Here is a 16,966-nt window from a genome sequence, read left to right on the forward strand (position 1 = left end):
GGTTGGCTCTGGCCGCGGCAGCCCGCATCATGCCCAGCCCCGCGCCTGGACCGCCTGGGCCACGCGATTGATGGCGATGACGTATGCCGCGTCACGCATGCCGATCTTCTGCCGCCGGGCTACGTCACCCACTGCAATGAACGCCGAGGTCATGTATTTTTCCAGTTTCTGGAGCACCTCGTTTTTGTCCCAGAAATAATTGGTGTTGCACTGCACCTGTTCGAAATAGCTGCAGGTGACGCCGCCGGCATTGGCAAGGAAATCGGGGAGGGTGAGAATGTTGCGCTGCAGGATAACCTCGTCAGCCTCCGGTGTTGTGGGTCCGTTGGCGCCCTCGGCAATCACTTTTACGCCTGGCGCGATTTTATCCACATTGCCTTGGTGGATCTGGCTTTCCATCGCCGCCGGGATCAGGATGTCCACATCCTGCTCCAGCCACGCATCACCCGGCAACAGTTCATAGCCCAGGTCGCCGGCCCGGTTCTTGTCGATGCTGCCGAACTTGTCGGCAATTTCCTGCAGTTCGATGACATTGACGCCGCTCTTTTTGCGATAGGTGTAACTGGTCATGTCGTTCTGGTCCCAGCAGGATATGGCGAGCACCTTGCCGCCAAGGTGGGTGTAGAGCCGGGCCGCGTATTGCGCGACATTGCCGAACCCCTGGATGCTGGCCGTGGTCTTTCCGATGGCAATGCCCATTTCATCAAGCGCCGTGGCCAGGACATACACCACACCATAACCCGTGGCTTCGGTGCGCCCCTGGGATCCACCGCTGCCGAGCGGCTTTCCGGTAATGAAGCCGGGGAACCGGCCACCGTGAATTGCCTCGAACTCGTCCAGCATCCAGAGCATATGCTGTCCGTTCGTCATCACATCCGGGGCGGGCACATCGCTCCACGGGCCTATATTTTTTGCAATCTGGCGGATCCAGCCACGGCAGATCTGCTCCTGTTCGCGCAGGCTCAACTGGTGGGGATCGCAGATGACGCCGCCCTTGCCGCCGCCCAACGGGATATCGACGACCGCGCATTTCCAGGTCATCCACATCGAAAGCGCACGCACCGTATCGATGGTTTCCATCGGATGAAAGCGGATGCCCCCTTTTGCCGGGCCGCGCGCATCGTTGTGCTGCACGCGAAACCCGTTGAACACCCGTACCGTTCCGTCGTCCATTCTTACCGGGATGGTAAAGTGATATTCACGCATCGGCTGCCTGAGCAACTGCCTGATTCCGTCATCGAGATCCAGAAGATCTGCCACCTTATCGAATTGATATTGCGCAATTTTAAACGGATTGTACGAGCCATGGGTCATGCGGGTTTCTCCTTTTATTATGAGGCTGTTGCAAAACTGCTGCGGAACTGGTCCCGCAGCAGTTTTGCAACAGCCTCTGATTTTTCATCACAATATCAGTGGTGCCGGGCAATGACAAGCAGCAGATTCGTCAAGCAAATCAGGCACAGGCCGCCAAGGGGACCACTCAGCGGCCCCCCTCGCTGCCGAGCGGCTGGAAAGATGCATCAGATTCACGCTGCCTGTTTCTACTAGCATATGATTGCATCTAATGCCATATGCTTTTCCAGGGCGGTGCCGGGCGGGAAGATATCCAGCCCCATGACAGTGCCCTCCGGACACGCTATCATTATCACCTGAAACGGCCGGCGAGCCACCCGTGACCGCCAGCCATGCCCCGCGCACGAAGGAGCCAACCATGTGCCTGATCCTCTTTGCCCTCGATGCCCATCCGCGCTATCGCCTGGTGCTGGCCGCCAACCGGGACGAGTTCTATGCCCGCCCCACGGCCCCGGCCGCCTTCTGGGACGATGCACCCCACGTCCTGGCCGGACGTGACCTGACGGCCAACGGCACCTGGTGCGGGGTGACCGGGGACGGCAGGATCGCCGCGGTAACCAACTACCGCGACCCCGGGACCCATCGGGTGGGTGCGCGCTCGCGGGGTGAGCTGGCTGCCGGCTTCCTGGCCGGGAACGCGACACCGGCCCGGTGGCTGGAGCATCTGCAGCGGGACGGACACGACTACAACGGCTTCAACCTGATCTTCGGCGACGGCAACGGGCTTCACTACCATTCGAACCGGGGCGCGGCCGCATCTCCCCTGGCGCCGGGCATCCACGGCCTTTCCAACCACCTGCTCGACACCCCTTGGCCCAAGGTGGCGCGGGGCAGGGATGCCCTGGCGCGACTCCTGGCAACAGCGGACGACCCGGCCGTGGACGACCTCTTCGCCATCCTGGCCGACCGTACCCCCGCACCCGACCACCTGCTGCCCGACACGGGGGTCAGCCTCGATTGGGAGCGCCTCCTCTCCCCCCTCTTCATCACCAGCCCCACCTACGGCACCCGCTCGTCCACGGTGATCCTCATGGACCGCAACGGCCGGTGCACCTTCGTGGAGCGGAGCTACAACGGCGCGACCGATCATCCGCGCACCGTGGAGTACCGGTTCGGGGGCGAATCCTGACGCAGTCGCCGGATGCCGGTGCGCAGCGCTGGCCTGCCGCCGGAGCGGCCTCCTCTGCTGCCCGCGTATACGCGCCCGCTCATTGCCCGCGTGCGATGGTCTGCTACACTGGTCAGGCATGGGGATCGGGGGGAGGAAGGCAGAGGCGCCGCCGCATCTGGCACCATTTTTGTTACTACACACCTGCCGTGCGGCATCGCGGCGCCGGTACCACGGGAAATGGCCCTCGACCGCGGCCGAGCATGGGGCTCGGCCCACGGTGCCGCACGGGGTTCCTGGACCGGGTGTGACATTTTGTCCGGTACGCGGTCCAGAATTGACCACACGCAAGTCATGGAGGACGTCATGTTCGGCGGTTCCGTACTGATCTGTGACGACGAAGAAGGAATGCTGCGCTACCTCAAGAAGATGATCGAGGCGGCAGGGTTGAGGGTCGAGACCTTCGGCAACGGGACGAGCCTGCTGGCTCGGATCGAGGGGGGTGCCCCCGGGGACGCGAGCCTGCTGCTGCAGGACATGCGGCTCTCCGATGCCGACGGGCTGCAGATCCTTCATCGGGTGAAAGAACTGCGCCCTGCCCTCCCCGTGGTGATGATGACCGCCTACGCCTGCGACGAGGTGATCCGCGCAGCCTTTGACGGAGGGGCCAGCGATTTCCTCCCCAAACCGTTCTCCCGCGAGACGGTGCTCGGGGTCATCAGGTCGGTGGCGGAGCCCCACCGGGGTCGATCCCGTCCGGGCGCCACGGTAACGGCCGGGATAAAATAAACGAGAGGGCCCGGGCCCCTCTCGTTTATTATGACATCAGCGGACGGACGACCGCGCATCCGGCAGGTTGCCGCCTCACCCGGCCGTTTTCACTGTTCCGCGGTGTCAGGGAGCCTGACGGAGCACATACGCCCCATCGTCGCCCCGGCTCTCAGGGTTTCGGGTGTCAGACCTCGCCGCTCCCCCTGGTCCTGAACCGGGACCAGGAATCGGAAAGGGCCCGGCTCTCCGTCAGGATCGTTGCACAGGCGAGCAGCGCGCCGAGGAATATCCCGCCGAGCCCGTAGACGTGGTGCCCACAGGGCAGAGAAAAGAGCACTCCTGCCGCGAACAGCGCCACTGCACCAATGATGACCGTCGGCATGACGCACCTCCCGCTTCCATGGCCTGCCCCGTCGATCAGGCCTCGTTGGTCTTGTCGATGACCTTCACGTCGTCTTCGTTCATTCCCTTCTTGAACCCCTTGATGCTACTGCCCAGGGCCTGCCCGAGCTGGGGCAGCTTGGACGGCCCCACCACCACCAGGGCGATGACGAGAACGATGATCAATTCAGGCATTCCGAATCCAAACATGGTGCGATCCTCCCGCCGGCACCGGGTCCGGCGCTCTGCCGCTCCCCTGGGGGGCGGCTCAGTTCCGTTCGCGTACCTCGTGTCCGAGGGAGCGCAGTTCGTCGACGATGAGCCCCGCCACCCGGGGCAGGCATTCGCTCAGGGCCGGCGAGAGCTCGCTCCCCGGGTCCAGGGAAGAGGGGATGACCCCCAGCAGGCTGATCCGGTCCGGGCAGGCCCCGCGCATCTCGCTGATGTAGAGCATTTCCTGTATGCCGATCTGGTGCGGCGACAGCTTGACCGGCAGGCGGTTGAGCATGATGTCTTCCTTCTCGTAGCGGAAGACGTCGCCCGGGTTGCCGTCGGTTTCCACCGTATCCACCAGGATGACCCGGTCGGCCTCCTCGATCTTGTGGGTGACCATGATCCCCAGGGTGCCGCCGTCGTACAGTTCCACTTCGGGCGGGAACACGTAGTTCTCTTCCAGGTGGTTGATGCAGTGGACGCCGAAGCCCTCGTCGGTGAGGATCAGGTTGCCGGCGCCGAAAATAAGGGTTCTCATTCGATTCCTCGCACTGGAGGGGCAATCCGTGAATTGCCCCTGCGTCTCGATGTACTACAGGACCTTGACCGTGGTGATCTCCTTGCCGGTCGGATCGATGGTGTGGGCCGCGCAGGCGATGCAGGGGTCAAAGGAGTGGACGGTGCGCAGCACTTCCAGCGGCCTGTCCGGCTGGGCCACGGGGTTGCCCACGAGGCATGCCTCGTAGGGACCGGCAAGGCCGTTCTCGTCCCGGGGCGAGGCGTTCCAGGTGGACGGAACCACGGCCTGGAAGTTCTTGATCTTCTTCTTCTCGATGACCATCCAGTGGGACAGGGCACCACGGGGCGCTTCGTGAAAGCCGACTCCCCGGTACTCGCCGTCGGGGATCTCGGTATGGTTGGCGTAGGTGGTGTCGCCCTTGCCGATGTTGGCCACGAGCTTGTCCAGGTATTCGAGGGAGTAGTCGGCCATGACGTGGGCGCGCACACCCCGGCAGAAGAGCCGCCCCATGGTGGAGTGGATGTCCTTGAGGCCGATGCCGAGCTTTGCGGCCGCGTCGTCCACCAGCTTCTTGACCTTGGGGTGGCCGGTGGCGTAGGCGGCCATGACCTGGGCGAGCGGCCCGACCTGCATGGGCTTGCCGTTGTAGCGCGGCGACTTGCACCAGGTGTACTTGCCGTTATCCTGGAAATCGGTGTATGCGGGCTTGGTCTCGCCGTCCCACGGGTGGAGCGAGGCGGAGCCTTCGTACCAGGCGTGGGCCACCCCCTCGGTGATACCCTGGATGAGGGCCGCATCCTGATGGGTAGTGATTGCCTTGAAGGTGCCCAGGTCGCCGCCATAGACGGTGCCGCCGGGAAGGGCGAACTTGGTGTTGCGGGTATTTTCGGCAAACTCGGGGACTGCCAGGTAGTTGGTGACGCCAGCGCCGTGCGAGAACCAGTCCTTGTAGAAGGAGGCGATGGTCACCAGATCCGGGTAGTAGACCTTCTGGACGAAGTCGCGGGTCTCCTCCATCAGGGTGCGGAGATAGGCGATCCGCTCCATGTTGAGGGTGGCGATGTTCTCCATGTTCACGGCGGTGGCGACCCCGCCCACCACCAGGTTCTGGATGTGGGGGTTCTTGCCGCCGAGGATGGCCACGGCCTGGGAGGCCCGGCGCTGGTAGTCCAGGGCCTTCAGGTAGTGGGCCACGGCGATCAGGTTCACCTCGGGCGGCAGCTTCATGGCCGGATGGCCCCAGTAGCCGGAGGCGAAGATGCCGAGCTGGCCGCTGGCCACGAACGCCTTGAGCTTGTCCTGGACCGCCTTGAATTCCTTCTCGCTGTTGCCGGGCCAGTCGGACAGGCTCTGGGCGATGGAGGAGGCCTTTTTCGGGTCGGCCTTCAGGGCGGACACGATATCGACCCAGTCCAGGGCGGACAGGTGTAGAAGTGAACGATGTGATCCTGCACCGAGTGCTGGGCGATCATGATATTGCGGATGTACTGGGCGTTGAGGGGCACTTCCACGTTCAGGGCGTTCTCCACGGTACGGATGGCCGAGATGGCATGCACCGTGGTGCAGACGCCGCAGAAGCGCTGGGCATAGGACCAGGCATCCTGGGGATCGCGCCCCTTGAGGATGGTCTCGATGCCCCGCCACATCTGGGCCGAGGACCAGGCCTTGGAAACCTGGCCGCCGTTCACTTCCACATCGATTCTCAGGTGCCCCTCGATCCGGGTGATGGGGTCTATGGTGATGCGTTTGGACATGTATTCCTCCAGAGATGAAATGTATGCGTTCGACGCGGAGCGGCCGGCGGCCTGAGAGTATCCCCGGCCGCCGGCCGCTGCCCATTATTTTCCTGCGTACACGCCGCCGGGAGCGACCCGGCCGCAGTCTCCCCCACCACCTCTTTGCCCTCTTCGGCAAAGTGCTTCTTCGGATTCGGCATGACCGGGAAAATCTTCACCAGGGTCAGGTAGCCGAGGATCTCGATGGCGATGATGCCCACGGTGATGAGGAATTCCGCCACCGAGGGGAAATAGCTCCACCCCTCGCCCGGATTGAAGCCGATCAGGTAGACGTTGAACCGGTAGAGCCCGCCGCCGAGCATCAGGATGGCGCCGCTCAGGAACAGGAGCCGCGGGGAGAGCCGGTTTCTGCGCGACAGCATCATGAAGGCGCCGCCACCGATCAGGAGCACCTCCAGGAGGAAGAACAGAGCGTTTTTGTCAAAAGTCAGGATGGTGGGGATCTGGTTGCGCCAGATCAGGTCGCCGAAGCGGATCGCCATCCAGAGCCCTGCCACCCACGGCACGATCCGGGCGATGCCGGACAGCTCGTGCACCTCATAGGCCCGCTTGAAGCCGAAGGAGGAGAGGATCGACTCGAACATGACCGTGGAGTAGCCGATGAAGATGCAGTTGATCAGGAAGAGCAGCGGCAGGAAGCCGGTCTGCCACAGGGGGCTCAGCTTCTCGCCGGCAATGATCATCATGGAGCCGAGCGACGACTGGTGCATGGACGGCAGGGTGATCCCCAGGACGATGAAGAAGATGAGGACCTTGTCGAGCCGCACCTGGAGGTGGCCCGCCGCCTTGCTCACGTTGGCGAGGCCGTTGCGGAAGCCTCGGTGTCGGGGATCAGGCGCGCGTAGAGCCAGTGGGACGACTCGCGCACCCACTTCCACTTGCTGTGCTCCAGGGTGTAGAGCACCGCCGGGAGGAACTCGATGATCAGGACCGTGGAGTATGACATGACGCAGAGGGCCACCTCGAACATGACCGAGTTGCCCTGCCAGCGGCTGGGCATGAAGAAGCCGTAGGCGTTCCAGTAGCGGCCCAGGTCCACCATGACCGAGAAGCCGGCCAGGCAGTAGCCGAACACGCTGGTCAGGATGGCCGACCGGATGAGGGGGTGATACTTCCACCGGTTCATGATGTAGATGAGCAGCGCCAGGGCATAGCCGCCGCAGGCGAAGGCGGTGCCGGTGGCCACGTCGTAGGCGATCCAGATCCCCCAGGGGTAGCCGTCGGACAGCCCGGTAACCGCGCCTACGCCGGCGAAGAACCGGTAGGCGATGAGCGCCAGCCCCACCAGGACGAAGAACAGGAGGATAAAGAAGGGCCGGGTCAAGATCGTGCCGGGCTGAACCTGATATTCATCGTGATGCGATCCCATCTCAATCGTCCTCCCCGTGTCCGAGATCTTCCTGCTTCTTCTTGTTCCTGAGGGCAATGGCCGCCAGGGTCCCGTAGAGGGCAACCGGGGCGATGAACCCCTTGTAGATGGTGTGCTGGATATGCTCGGAAAAGGCGGCGGGCGACTCCTCCTTCAGTTCGGGCAGGCCCAGCTTCTGGAACGGGAAGGCGGCCAGGTACAGGTGGTTGGCGCCGCCCACCTCCTTCTCGCCGTAAACCTTGGGGATGTAGCGGTCCGGGTTCTCCTTGATCCGGTTGTGGGCCTCGGCCAGGAGATCCGTGCGCTTGCCGAAGGCAATGGCGCCGGCGGGACAGGTCTCGCTGCAGGCGGGCATCCCCTTGGCCTTCAGGTTCGTGTCCTTGCAGAAATCGCACTTGACGATCTGAGGCAGCGCCTTGTCCCACTGGAAGCGGGGGATATTGTAGGGACAGGCCACCTGGCAGTAGCGGCAGCCGATACAGGCGTTCTTGTTGTAGGCCACCACGCCGGTGACCGGGTCCTTGGTCATGGCCTTGACCGGGCAGGCGGACACGCAGCCGGGCTTCGTGCAGTGCATACAGGAGTGCTTCACGTAGGAGAAGCGGGTGTCGGACTCCTTGTAGAGCTTGATGACCGTGCGGGTGTCGCCGGACAGGTCCTTGGGGGCGTCCCAGAGTTTGTCTCCGTCGGTGGGCAGGTACTCGTAGGAGAGATTGTTCTGCTCCATGTTGACCCGCTTGCAGGCCGCCATGCACGCCTTGCACCCCACGCACTTGGTGGCGTCGTAAAGCATGGCGATGGCGGTTTCGCTCTCGCCGACCGGGGCCGTGGAGGCAGACAGGGGCGCGGCGCACGCCAGGCAGGCGGCGCCAGTCATCCCCATCATCTTGAGGAAATCGCGCCTAGTCGTGCTTTTCATGACCTTCCTCCCCGCTGGGCAGCTTCTTGGCCAGCATGGCGCCGGCACCCAGGGCTACGCCGCCGGCCAGGCCAACGAGGCCGGTGGCCGCCGGGCTCACGCCGGGACCCTTCTGCCCCAGTTCGGCCGGAGCATAGGTGTCGGGCGGCGTGGGCAGGTGGATCTGGAGCTTCTCGGCAATGGGCTTCTTGAAGAGGATATCCGGCTCGGTGCAGCCGATGCACGGGTGGCCGACGGAAACGGGCCATACCCCCACGTCGTTGAAGCGGGTGACGGAGCAGTTGGCGAATGTCGCCGGCCCCTTGCAGCCCAGCTTGTAGAGGCAGTACCCCTCGGCATGGGTCTTGTCGCCGTAGGCGGTGGCGAAACGGCCCGCGTCGAAGTGGGGACGGCGCTCGCAGTGCTCGTGGATCTTCCGGCCGTAGGCGAACTTGGGACGGCCCAGCGCGTCCAGTTCGGGGAGCTTGTTGAAGGTCAGGTAGTAGAGGACCGTGGAGAGGAAGTTGTAGGGGTTGGGCGGACAGCCGGGAATGTTGACGATCGGCTTGTTCTTGATCAGGTCGCGGACCCCCACGGCGCCCGTGGGGTTGGGCGGAGCCGACTGGATGCCGCCGTAGGAGGCGCAGGTGCCGATGGTGATGATGGCGGCGGCCCCTTCGGCGGCGGTGGTCAGGGAGTCCACGGCGGTCTTGCCGCCCACCTTGCAGTAGATGCCGTTGTCCTTGGTGGGGATGCCACCTTCCACCACCAGGATATACGTGCCGTGGTTCGCCTTCATGGAGTCGTGGAGCGACTGCTCCGCCTGGTGCCCCGAGCCGACCATGAGGGTTTCATGATAGTCCAGCGAAATCATGTCGAGTATCAGCTCGGAAACATCCGGGTGACTCGAACGCAGGAGCGACTCGGAACAGCCGGTACACTCCTGGAAGTGGAGCCAGATCACGGCCGGCCGGCCGCCCTTCTGGGCAGCTTCGGCCACCTTTGCGTGCATGCTGTAGGGCAGCCCCATGATGGCGGTGGCTGCAACGCAGGTCTTCATGAAATCCCTTCGCGACACGCCGCCGCGAAGCACAGCTTCCTTTCCCATAACTCCCCCTGTCGGTATGATGCGTGATTGTCAGCAGCACGAAATCACTCTCGTTTGCATCAATGATTAAAAATAACACACTCGGCTTCTTCGTAAAACGTAAACATCAACATATGTGCCAAAAACAAAACAAGCTTGCCTCTCCATAAAAATACACACAATATATCGATTTAATTACGAATGAAACGTGCGATCCAGAATCGAGTGCCCAACAGGACATGTATACCTTTTCCCGCATTGCGTCATTTTGTCTCACTTCACTGTATATTTTTGTCTCAAAAAAAGCAACTCTTGTATCATTATGACGGCTATTTTTTTACAAGTGTGCACCGCTGGCCCCACCAATCGCGTAGCTCATTGCTAACAGATTGTTTTATTTGGTTCTTTTTCTTCAACACCCCGCACAACGGCCTTCAAACCTCAAGATTACAAAACAACAACAAAGCAACTGATATCCACGATTTTCGCGTCATTCCGTCGCGGTGGGCACAAAAAAACCCGCCTCCGTTGCCGGAGGCGGGTTGGGTTGCGGCGAGCGCGCGGTTACGGGGTCAGGCGTGCTCGTCCTTTTCCTTTACGGTGATCTTCTCGGGCTCTTCCAGGGACGCCTTCTTGAAATTCCTGATGCTCGCGCCCAGGGACTGGCCCAGTTGGGGCAGTTTCGCCGGGCCGAACACCACCAGGGCGATGACGAGGATAATAATCATTTCGGGCATGCCGAATCCGAACATGGTTCTGCCTCCTTTTTGTTACAACGTTACGCCGACGCCTCGGCCCGCTCGTCGGCCGGGGCGGGCTGGGCCTCGCCGCGCTCGATTTCCCTCAGGCGGTAGTAGTCGGTCGGTGTGTTGATGTTGCGGAACGAATTGAACTCGGGGTCGAACGCGGCTACCTGGGTCACGTTGACGCGATTGACATTGGTCCTGCCGAAAAACGAGACGATCCGCCGCTGGCCCGAGAGGAGCGTCGCCTCGATGGCGGCGAGGCACCCCTTGCCGTACACGGCGTGGAGCGGCTCCAGGCCCGTGGGGCTCTCGGGGATCAGGACCCCGCCGGGATCGGCCATGGAGGCCAGGTGGCGGATCAGGCCGCCATTGAGGTAGGGCATGTCGCAGGCCACCACAAAGGCCGCCGGATTGGAGCTATGGTGGAGACCGGCGTGGATGCCGGCCAGGGCGCCCATTCCCTCGTGAATGTCGGTCACCTTCCGGCACGGGAGGAATTCATACTGCTCCGGCGTGTTGGTCACGACGATGACCTCGTCGAAATACTCGGAGAGCTGGCGGTGGATCGATTCGATGAAACGCCCGCCCCGATAGGGAGAAGGGCCTTGTTGCTCCCCATACGGCTGGAATGGCCGCCGGCAAGGATGACGCCGGTGACGCCGGGAATCCTGCCCCTCGGCACCTGCGCGGGCAGGGATGCCGCAGCCTGCTCCGGCACCAGCAGCCGGTCGCTGTGGGTATAGACCGTGAACTTACCTCCGCGCACGTAGCCCAGGAGGCAGATTCCCGCCTCGTGGCAGAGAGTCGCCGCCATATCGGTGGCCGAGGTGCGGGATGCCACCAGGGCGATGCCGAGCCGGGCGCACTTGGAGGCCATCTCCGTGGAGACGCGCCCCGAGGTCACCAGGATGCGGCCGGCCAGATCGATCCCCTTGAGCAGGGCCTCGCCGGCAATACGGTCGAGGGTGTTGTGCCGGCCGATGTCCTCGGCACAGAGGAGGAGGTTCCCCTCCCCGTCCCCCACGGCGGCCGAGTGAATGCCCCCGTGGTTCCGGTAGTTGTCGGCCTGCCGCGCCAGTTCCTCCATGAGCCGGAAGACCGCCTCCGGTGCCACGGCGGGCAATGGCGCCACGGCTGCTTCCCGCCCCCCCGTCTCCAGGGTGAAGGTGATGCCGGTGCCGCAACCGCTGGTGAGGACCGGCTTAAGCCGCTCGGGCAGTTCCTGCCTGACCCGGACATTGGCGATGCCGAACTCTTCGCAGACGGCCAGCATGTGGAAATCCGCCGCCGACTCCACAAAGCCCTGATTGCGCAGGAACCCGGCCACCAGGAAGCGGAGGTCGTGGGGAGATGCGATGAGAGTGGCGATCTCCCGGCCGTTCACCTGGAGCACCAGCGGAAACTCCCGCACGATATCGCCCTGCTTTTCTTCGAGTCGGCCGTTAGTGTAGATGTGGATGGTTTTCATGGGGTCTCGTGGTTGCAGGGGCAATCCATGAATTGCCCCTGCGCCGTTGGATTACGTGAACTACGCCTCGCTCGCCGCCCCGTGACCGTGCTTCTCGATCTTGCGGAAACGGTCGGGGATGGTGTAGTCGGTGGCCTCGGGGTGGTGCTCGAAGATCGGGAAATACTTGGCGATGAGCACGAAGAAGAGGATGTGGGCCGCGATGATGCCGATGGTCACCACCGACTCGATGAAGTTCGGGAAATACACGGGCTGACCGGGCTGGTGCATGGCGAACATGGAGACGTTGAACCGGTTCAGGATGAGGCCGATGATCACCAGGGAAGCGGCCCGGAGCTGCATCTGCTTGTCGGTCCTGATCCGCTTGGTGAGGAACATGGCAAAGGGGATCAGCAGACCCACGATCACCTCCACGCTGAAGAGGGCCGTCAGGACCGGCCGGTCGAAGAGCGGGCCGTGGGAGAGGAACGCCAGGGCGTAGGCCTTGACCGCAATGTAGACCCCCATGATCCAGGGGATGATCTTGGTCAGCGTGGCCAGCAGGTCCGACTCGTCCGGTTGCCCCATATACTTATGGACCAGGCTCGCCTCGAAGATGACGATGGAGAGACCGGTGAAAATAGCCGAAAGCCAGAACTGCAGCGGCAGCAGCGGATTGTACCAGAGGTTGTGGAGCTTGTCGACGGCGATCAGGAAGAAGGTCCCCAGGGTCGACTGATGCAGCGTGGAGATCATGGCAGCCAGGATGGCGAAGGGCAGCTCCAGGGTCCGCAGCAGGCGCAGCGGGATGTGCCAGCCGAACCGCTCGCTCACCGGGTGGAGGAACTCCAGGAAGAGGACCGTGGTGTACGCCATGACGCACATGGAGACCTCGAACATGGGGGAGTGGACGTTCCAGTTGAAGAGAACGTACGGCCCCCGCTGGGGCTGGCCCAGGTCGAGCAGCAGCCCGACGCAGACCAGCGAATAGCCCAGGAACCCGGTGACGATGGCCGGCCGGACCAGGGGCTCCAGCTTCTTGATGTGGAAGACGTGGGCCACGATGCCGATGGTGAAGGCGCCGGCCGCCAGGGGCACGGCAGTGACCACGTCGAAGGAGATCCAGAGGCCCCACGGGTAGAGGTCGTTCAGGTTGGTGGTGGCGCCCAGGCCGAAGATGAAGCGGACCGCGGAGGCCACGGCCGCCGCACCCACCAGGACCATCAGGAACTTGATGAACCGGTGGTATCCCTTTATTTCATTGATGACGATGCGTGCTGCGGTCATTGGTTCCCCTCCTTGCGGTTCTTCTGCTCCTCTTCTTCCTTCCGGACCCGGTCCTTGCGGTGCTGGAACCAGGTAATGAGGGAGAGGGTGCCGCCCACGGTCAGGAAGATCCCCGGCACGAGGCGCAGGGCCTGCCAGGTGTAGGACGGCAGCGGTCGCTTGGTGACCGGCTTGAAGCCGAGCTCGTCCAGGGGCTGCTGGGTCAGGTAGAGGACCGTGGTGCCGCCGGCCTCTTCCTTGCCGTAGACCACTTTCACGTAACGGTCGGGCCGGGCGGACATCCGCTTCTCGGCCTCCTTGATCATCTCATCCCGGGGACCGTAGGTTATGGCCGTGGGGCAGGCCGTGGCGCAGGCGGGATCGAGGCCGTTCTTCACCCGGCTGTAGCAGCCCGTGCACTTCTTGACCAGGGGGAACGCCTTGCTCCACTCGTACTTGGGGATGCCGAAGGGGCATGCCACCATGCAGAAACGGCAGCCGATGCATTTCTTGGAATGGTAGACCACCGGCCCCTCGGCGGTCTTCTCGAAGGCACCCACGGGGCAGACGGAGGCGCATGCGGGGTCGTTGCAGTGCATGCACATCTCCTTGTAGAAGGCGAACTCGTTCTGGCCGTGCTTCTGGTAGTCCTTGAACTTCACGCGGGTGAAGGTGAATTCGCTCATGCCCGGCGGGTTCTGGTACCCCTCGCCGGTGAAGAAGGTCGTAGTCTCGGCCTTCAACTGGTTCCACTGCTTGCAGGCCACCTGGCAGCCGCGGCAGCCGGTGCACTTGGTGGTATCGATCAGGAACGTCCTGGTTTTCGAATAGTCGATGGCTCCGGCACTCATGCGGCCTTACCTCCTTTTTCAATGGTGCAGAGGAACGCCTTGAATTCCGGAATGCCGGTGTTGGCGCACCCCACGGTGGGGGTCAGGACGTTGCCGCTGTCGCCGGTGGCAAGGCCGGCATAGCCGAAGTGCCACGGCATGCCGACCTGCTCGATCAGCTTGCCCTGCACGTTGAAGGGCTTGAGGCGGCTGGTGACCAGGGCCTTGGCCTGGATGCTCCCCCGCTCGGTGGAAACCTTCACCATATCCCCCTGGCTGATCCCCTTCTGCTTCGCCAGCGTCTCGCTGATCTCCACGAACATGTCGGGCACCAGCTCCACGAGCCAGGGAAGGCTGCGGGTCATGGCACCGGCCTGCCAGTGCTCGGTCACCCGGTAGGTGGTGCCGATCAGGGGGAACTTGGAGGTGTCGGTGGACACGTTCGAAGGCACCTTGACCACCGGGTTGGTCTGGACCTTTGAAAGAAGGTTCTTGGCTGGGCTTTCCACCGGCTCGTAGTGCTCGGGGAACGGGCCGTCCTTCATGTCGAGGGCGTAGAGGCGGCCATGCCCTTCCGGAAGCATGATGAAGGGGTACTTCCCTTCCTTGTCGTCCTTCATGGGCGGCCAGGGACCGTCGGGGACATCCCCTTTCCACTTCTTCTCCAGGGCGTCCCAGGCGATGACCGGACGCTTGGGGTTGAAGGGCTCGCCCGCCGGGTTGACGGAGGCGCGGTTGTAGATGATCCGGCGGTTCACCGGCCAGCACCAGGTCCACTTGGGGAACATGCCGAGGCCGGTGGGGTCGGACGGGTCCCGCCGGGCCATCTGGTTCCCCTCGTTGGTGTAGGAGCCGCAGTAGATCCAGCAGCCGGATACCGTGGAGCCGTCATCGGCCAGGTACTTGAACGCCGGGACCTGGTCGCCCTTCTTGAACTCCAGGACCTTGTCCTTCTCCTTGATGATGACGTCCCTGGTGAAGTAGCCGTTGATCTCCTTGGCCACCAGGTGGACGTCGGGCTCGTGGCCGGTGCCGTAGTTCCAGGCGAGCGTGGTGAGGGGCTCGGGGAAGGCGCCCCCGTCCTTCAGGTAGAGGGCCTTGATCCGCTTGAAGAACTCGTCGATGATGTGGAGGTCGCTGCGGGAATCGCCGAGGGGATGCACCGCGGTGTAGCGCCACTGGGCCCAGCGGCCCGAGTTGGAGATGGAGCCATCCTTCTCGATGGACGAGGCGGCCGGCAGCATGAAGACCTCGGTCTGGATCGTTCTGGGATCGACGCCGGGGCGCTTCCAGAAGATGGAGGTCTCGGTCTCCCAGAGGTCGGCGGTGACGAGCCACTTGAGCTTGCCCAGGGCCTCGCGGGCCGCCACGGAGTCGGGACCGCCCACGGCCGGGTTCATCCCCATGCAGACGAGCCCTTCCAGCTCGCCCTTGCCCATCTTCTCCATGATCTTCACGTAGGAGTAGTTCCCCATCCGCTTGGCAGGTAGTCATAGCAGAAGTCGTTCTCGGCCGTGGCATTGTCGCCGTACCAGGCCTTCAGGAGGCTCACGGTGTACTTGGGGGTGTTGCCCCACCAGTTGGCGCTCTTGGGGTCCTTGGTCTTGGGGGTCCACTTCTCGACATAGGCCTTCAGGTCCACGTTGTCGAACTCCGGCGACTTCAGGTAGCCGGGGAGGATGTGGAAGAGGAGCCCGTAGTCGGTGGAACCCTGGACGTTGGATTCGCCGCGCAGGGCGTTCACCCCGCCGCCGGCGATGCCGATGTTGCCCAGCAGCATCTGGAGCAGCGCCACGGCCCGCACGTTCTGGCTGCCGTGGGTCGACTGGGTGATCCCCATGGCGTAGAGGATGGTCCCCGCCTTGTCGGCCGGCCCGTCGCGCAGAATGCCTTGACCACCTTGAGGTAGTCCTCCTTCGGGGTCCCGGTGATGGCACAGACCGTGTCGATGTCGTAGCGCTTGTAGTGGTTCTTCATGAGCTGGTAGACGCACTTGGGGTCCTTCATGCTCATGTCGCGCTTGGGCTTGCCGTCGGCGCCGGTGGCATAGGCCCAGGACTTGAGGTCGTAAACCTTCTCCTGATCGTCGAAGGCGCAGAACATGCCGTCCTGGAAGTCGAACTGCTCGGAAACGATGAACGTGGCGTTGGTGTACTCGCGCACGTACTCCTCGTGGATCATCCTGTTCTGGATGGCATAGTTGATCATGCCGCCCAGGAAGGCGATGTCGGTGCCCGGACGGATCTGGGCGTAGATATCCGCCTTGGATGAGGTGCGGGTGAAGCGCGGATCCACGGAGATCAGCTTGGCGCCGTTATCCAGGGCCGCTTCGATCCACTTGAAGGAAATGGGGTGGTTCTCGGCCGGGTTGCAGCCGATGGCAAAGATGACGTCGGAGTTCTTCAGGTCAATCCAGTGGTTGGTCATTGCGCCACGACCAAACGAAGCCGCCAGACCGGCGACTGTGGAGGAGTGTCATAATCGGGCCTGGTGCTCCAGTTGGCCCACCCCCATGGCGCGGGCGAACTTGGACCAGAGGTAGCACTCCTCGTTGTCGAGGCCGGCGCCGCCGAAAAAGGCCATGCCGTCGGTCCGGTTCACCACGTATTCTTTGTTGTCCTTCTTGTTGAGCTCGGTCTTCCTGAAGGTCTTGTCGCGGGTCTCCTTCATCCGCAGGGCGATCCGGTCAAGGGCCCAGTCCCACGATTTCTCTTCCCACTTGTCGGAGCCGGGAGCCCGGTACATGACCTTCTGGAGCCGCTTGTCGTTGTTGGCGATCTGGAACAGCGCGCCCCCCTTGGGACAGAGCGAGCCCTGGTTGATCGGGTGCTGCGGGTCTCCTTCGGTGTTGATGACCTTGCCGTCCTTGGTATGGACGATCAGGCCGCAGCCCACCGAACAGAACGGGCAGACGGTCGTGGTGACCTTGGTCCCCTTGGTGCGCAGGTCCGGAGAATCGGCGCTCGCCTCCCCCGGCGTGCCGGAAAGGGCCAGCGCCGCTCCGGCCAGCGCCCCTCCCTGCAGGAACTGCCTTCGTGAAATACCCATTACATCCCCCTTAGGTGTCAGGCCCCTTCGGGCCGGTTTGAAGATATCCGGAGCGTATACGGGCAATCATTGTGCCAATTCGGTTACAGGCCGATACACTGAAATAACATTTGATAATTATTAGTTTTTATTG

Annotated in this window: 10 protein-coding genes and 5 pseudogenes; 2 read left to right on the top strand and 13 right to left on the bottom strand. The window is 63.0% G+C overall.

The window, feature by feature from the left end; genetic code table 11:
* Window positions 1–27: 27 nt before the first annotated feature.
* A complete protein-coding gene (locus A2G06_12755) occupies window positions 28–1,314 on the bottom strand; it encodes a glutamate dehydrogenase (GenBank protein ANA40999.1) in 1,287 nt (428 codons plus the stop codon).
* Window positions 1,315–1,711: 397 nt separating this feature from the next.
* Between A2G06_12755 and A2G06_12760 the strand changes: the two genes are divergently transcribed.
* Both A2G06_12760 and A2G06_12765 read left to right on the top strand, forming a co-directional pair.
* On the top strand, window positions 1,712–2,482 hold the full coding sequence (locus A2G06_12760; GenBank protein ID ANA41000.1) for a hypothetical protein: 771 nt from the start codon (window positions 1,712–1,714) through the stop codon (window positions 2,480–2,482).
* Window positions 2,483–2,827: 345 nt separating this feature from the next.
* Window positions 2,828–3,187 (top strand): annotated as a pseudogene (locus tag A2G06_12765) (hypothetical protein).
* Between the two features lie 229 nt (window positions 3,188–3,416).
* On the opposite strand, the gene A2G06_12770 reads toward A2G06_12765, so the two are convergent.
* The 12 genes and pseudogenes from A2G06_12770 to A2G06_12825 all read right to left on the bottom strand — a co-directional run bounded on the left by A2G06_12770 (window position 3,417) and on the right by A2G06_12825 (window position 16,833).
* Window positions 3,417–3,614 (bottom strand): hypothetical protein, encoded by a 198-nt coding sequence (locus tag A2G06_12770; GenBank protein ID ANA41001.1) that lies wholly within the window; start codon window positions 3,612–3,614, stop codon window positions 3,417–3,419.
* Between the two features lie 35 nt (window positions 3,615–3,649).
* A complete protein-coding gene (gene tatA / locus A2G06_12775; protein ANA41002.1) occupies window positions 3,650–3,823 on the bottom strand; it encodes a preprotein translocase subunit SecA in 174 nt (57 codons plus the stop codon).
* A 58-nt stretch (window positions 3,824–3,881) separates the two neighbouring features.
* Window positions 3,882–4,364, bottom strand: a complete 483-nt coding sequence (locus A2G06_12780) for a hypothetical protein (GenBank protein ANA41003.1) — start codon at window positions 4,362–4,364, stop codon at window positions 3,882–3,884.
* Between the two features lie 54 nt (window positions 4,365–4,418).
* Window positions 4,419–6,100 (bottom strand): annotated as a pseudogene (locus A2G06_12785) (hydrogenase 2 large subunit).
* An 84-nt stretch (window positions 6,101–6,184) separates the two neighbouring features.
* Window positions 6,185–7,511 (bottom strand): annotated as a pseudogene (locus A2G06_12790) (hydrogenase).
* 1 nt (window position 7,512) lies between these two features.
* Window positions 7,513–8,430: a hydrogenase gene (locus A2G06_12795; GenBank protein ANA41004.1), complete on the bottom strand. Its 918-nt coding sequence runs from the start codon at window positions 8,428–8,430 to the stop codon at window positions 7,513–7,515.
* Complete coding sequence (locus A2G06_12800; protein ANA41005.1) at window positions 8,414–9,517, bottom strand: Ni/Fe hydrogenase; 1,104 nt, start codon at window positions 9,515–9,517, stop codon at window positions 8,414–8,416. The genes A2G06_12795 and A2G06_12800 overlap by 17 nt, the downstream gene beginning before the upstream one ends.
* 551 nt (window positions 9,518–10,068) lie before the next feature.
* The gene (locus A2G06_12805; GenBank protein ANA41006.1) at window positions 10,069–10,248 is read right to left on the bottom strand and encodes a TatA/E family twin-arginine translocation protein; all 180 of its coding nucleotides are present in this window, start codon (window positions 10,246–10,248) and stop codon (window positions 10,069–10,071) included.
* A gap of 26 nt (window positions 10,249–10,274) precedes the next feature.
* Window positions 10,275–11,710 (bottom strand): annotated as a pseudogene (locus A2G06_12810) (formate dehydrogenase family accessory protein FdhD).
* Between the two features lie 60 nt (window positions 11,711–11,770).
* Window positions 11,771–12,976 (bottom strand): formate dehydrogenase, encoded by a 1,206-nt coding sequence (locus A2G06_12815; protein ANA41007.1) that lies wholly within the window; start codon window positions 12,974–12,976, stop codon window positions 11,771–11,773.
* The gene (locus A2G06_12820; protein ID ANA41008.1) at window positions 12,973–13,806 is read right to left on the bottom strand and encodes a formate dehydrogenase; all 834 of its coding nucleotides are present in this window, start codon (window positions 13,804–13,806) and stop codon (window positions 12,973–12,975) included. The genes A2G06_12815 and A2G06_12820 overlap by 4 nt, the downstream gene beginning before the upstream one ends.
* Window positions 13,803–16,833 (bottom strand): annotated as a pseudogene (locus A2G06_12825) (formate dehydrogenase). The gene A2G06_12820 and the pseudogene A2G06_12825 overlap by 4 nt, the downstream one beginning before the upstream one ends.
* Window positions 16,834–16,966: the final 133 nt, after the last annotated feature.

The organism is Geobacter anodireducens, from assembly GCA_001628815.1.
GTDB classification, from domain to species: Bacteria; Desulfobacterota; Desulfuromonadia; order Geobacterales; family Geobacteraceae; genus Geobacter; species Geobacter anodireducens.

Excerpts from the sequence above, each read along its gene's own strand:
- A2G06_12800 (ANA41005.1), bottom strand. The coding sequence starts at position 9,517 with ATGGGAAAGGAAGCTGTGCTTCGCGGCGGCGTGTCGCGAAGGGATTTC.
- A2G06_12760 (ANA41000.1), top strand. The coding sequence starts at position 1,712 with ATGTGCCTGATCCTCTTTGCCCTCGATGCCCATCCGCGCTATCGCCTG.
- A2G06_12780 (ANA41003.1), bottom strand. The coding sequence starts at position 4,364 with ATGAGAACCCTTATTTTCGGCGCCGGCAACCTGATCCTCACCGACGAG.
- A2G06_12795 (ANA41004.1), bottom strand. The coding sequence starts at position 8,430 with ATGAAAAGCACGACTAGGCGCGATTTCCTCAAGATGATGGGGATGACT.
- A2G06_12805 (ANA41006.1), bottom strand. The coding sequence starts at position 10,248 with ATGTTCGGATTCGGCATGCCCGAAATGATTATTATCCTCGTCATCGCC.
- tatA (ANA41002.1), bottom strand. The coding sequence starts at position 3,823 with ATGTTTGGATTCGGAATGCCTGAATTGATCATCGTTCTCGTCATCGCC.
- A2G06_12755 (ANA40999.1), bottom strand. The coding sequence starts at position 1,314 with ATGACCCATGGCTCGTACAATCCGTTTAAAATTGCGCAATATCAATTC.
- A2G06_12815 (ANA41007.1), bottom strand. The coding sequence starts at position 12,976 with ATGACCGCAGCACGCATCGTCATCAATGAAATAAAGGGATACCACCGG.
- A2G06_12770 (ANA41001.1), bottom strand. The coding sequence starts at position 3,614 with ATGCCGACGGTCATCATTGGTGCAGTGGCGCTGTTCGCGGCAGGAGTG.
- A2G06_12820 (ANA41008.1), bottom strand. The coding sequence starts at position 13,806 with ATGAGTGCCGGAGCCATCGACTATTCGAAAACCAGGACGTTCCTGATC.